Below are 2,235 nucleotides of genomic sequence, written 5' to 3'. Positions count from 1 at the left end.
CGGCGGCCGGCGGGTCGGTGCAGCGCTTCGACGCCGCCGACCTGCGCCGCCGCGCCCACGACGCCAAGGAGGCGCTGAGGGCACTGGCCGAGAAGCACGTGCCGCCCCCGCAGGAGCCCCGGCCGAGGTTCCGGTTCAAGCGGCGCTGGGTCGTCGTCCCCGTGCTGGTCCTGCTGCTGGTCGTCGTCGGGCTGGTCGCCGGCCTGGTCTGGCTGGTCGGCGAGGGCGGCCAGCTGCTGGGCGGTTGACCGGTCCGCGCCCCCGGGTAGCCCCCCGGCCATGCGCACCGACGAACTGCTCGCCGCCGCCTTCGACAACATCGCCGGCGTGGTCGACGCCGCCGTGGACGGCCTGACCCCCGACCAGCTGGCCCAGGCGCCGGAGCCGGGGGCGAACACCATCGCCTGGCTGGTCTGGCACCTCACCCGCATCCAGGACGACCACGTCGCCGACGTCGCCGGGTCCGAGCAGGTCTGGACGGCGGACGGCTGGGCGCGCCGCTTCGACCTGCCCTTCGACGACGCCGAGCACGGCTACGGCATGGACCCCGACGACGTCGCGAAGGTCCGTGCGGACGCCGAGCTCCTCGCCGGCTACCACCACGCCGTGCACGGCCGGACGAAGGAGTACCTGGCCACGCTCTCCGACGCCGACCTGGACCGGGTCGTGGACACGAACTGGGACCCGCCGGTGACCCTCGGCACCCGGCTGGTCAGCGTGGTGACCGACGACCTGCAGCACGCGGGGCAGGCGGCCTACGCCCGTGGTCTGCTCGGGGCGTGACCGCCGAGAAGGTGGACCTGAAGGACGACGACGCCTACCGCGCGCACCGCGGTGAGTGGCGGATGGTCGACCTCGGGCCCCGGCAGTACCTCGCGGTGGACGGGCGGGGCGACCCGAACGGCGAGGCGTTCGCACCCGCCGTCGAGTCGCTCTACCCGGTGGCCTACGCGCTGAAGTTCGCGTCCAAGGACGCCGGCCGCGACTACGTGGTCCCGCCGCTGGAGGGCCTGTGGTGGGCGCAGGACCTCGACGCCTTCACCCGTCGCCGGGACAAGGCGGTGTGGGAGTGGACCCTGCTGCTCGCCGTCCCCGGTTGGCTGGGCGGGGACGAGGTCGCCGCTGCGCTCGAGCGCACCCGGCCGAAGGCGCCGCCGCGGCTGGACGACGTCCGGCTGCAGACGCTGGCCGAGGGCCGCTGCCTGCAGACCCTGCACGTCGGACCGTTCGACGACGAGGGCCCGGTGCTGCGCCGGCTGCACACCGAGGTGCTGCCCGGCGCCGGGTTCGCGCCGACCGGCAAGCACCACGAGGTCTACCTGACCGACCCGCGGCGCACCGCGCCGGAGAAGCAGCGCACGATCCTCCGCCAGCCGATCAGCTGACCGCCCGTGCCGCCAGCTCGGTGAGCAGACGGGCCGGCTCGGCGAGGCAGACGGCGACGTCGGGCTCGAGGTCCACCAGCCCGTGCGCGGCCGCGAACCCGGCCGCGTCGAGTTCCGCGGGCCCCAGCCGGACGACACCCGCCAGGCCGACGCAGCGCACCCCGGCGGCCGCGGCCCGGCGCGCGACGACGGCCGGCGCCTTGCCCGACAGGGTCTGCTCGTCCAGCGCGCCCTCACCGGTCAGGCACAGGTCGGCACCGGCCAGCGCGGCGTCCAGCCCGACCAGGTCGCAGACCAGGTCCGCACCCGAGGTGATCCGGGCGCCCAGCAGCGCCAGCGCCCCGGCCGCCGTGCCGCCCGCTCCCCCGGCGCCCGGCACGGCGTCGACCTCCACCCCGAGGTCGCGGCGGACGACGGCGGCGAACCGGGCCAGCGCGGCGTCCAGCAGCGCCACGTCGTCGGGGCCGGCGCCCTTCTGCGGGCCGAACACCTCTGCGGCACCGCGCGGCCCGGTGAGCGGGTTGTCCACGTCGGTGGCCACGACGACCTCGGCACCGGCCAGCCGGGGGTCCAGGCCCGAGGCGTCGATGCGGTCCAGCCCGGCGAGCGCCGCCCCGCCCGGCGCGAGCTGGGTCCCGGACGAGGAGAGGAACCGGACACCGAGCGCGGCGAGCATCCCGGTGCCGCCGTCGGTGGTGGCGCTGCCGCCGATGCCGACGACCAGCCGGCGGGCCCCGGCTCCCAACGCCGCCGCGAGCAGCTCGCCGACGCCGCGGGTGGTCGCGGTCAGCGGAGCCGGCGGCGCCAGGTGCAGGCCGGCCGCGGTGGCCAGCTCGACCAGCGCGGTGCC

General features: G+C 76.9%; 3 protein-coding genes and 1 pseudogene. 3 read left to right on the top strand and 1 reads right to left on the bottom strand.

Translation table 11 applies throughout. The features are described from left to right. The 3 genes and pseudogenes from NH342_RS22745 to NH342_RS22735 all read left to right on the top strand — a co-directional run. Positions 1-248, top strand: a pseudogene (locus NH342_RS22745) (hypothetical protein); the annotation flags it as partial. Positions 249-279: 31 nt separating this feature from the next. Further along, complete coding sequence (locus NH342_RS22740; RefSeq protein ID WP_256481174.1) at positions 280-783, top strand: DUF664 domain-containing protein; 504 nt, start codon at positions 280-282, stop codon at positions 781-783. Beyond that, a complete protein-coding gene (locus NH342_RS22735) occupies positions 780-1,385 on the top strand; it encodes a GyrI-like domain-containing protein (RefSeq protein WP_253018607.1) in 606 nt (201 codons plus the stop codon). Before NH342_RS22740 ends, NH342_RS22735 begins: the two co-directional genes overlap by 4 nt. On the opposite strand, the gene NH342_RS22730 is transcribed toward NH342_RS22735, so the two are convergent. Beyond that, positions 1,378-2,235: glycerate kinase (locus NH342_RS22730; protein ID WP_253018605.1), on the bottom strand; the 858-nt coding region annotated here is incomplete at its 5' end. The genes NH342_RS22735 and NH342_RS22730 overlap by 8 nt on opposite strands.

The organism is Klenkia sp. PcliD-1-E (assembly GCF_024124375.1).
GTDB lineage: Bacteria > Actinomycetota > Actinomycetes > Mycobacteriales > Geodermatophilaceae > Klenkia.
The sequence above is the reverse complement of the archived record's forward strand: the minus strand, read 5'-3'. Positions and strand labels throughout refer to the sequence as shown.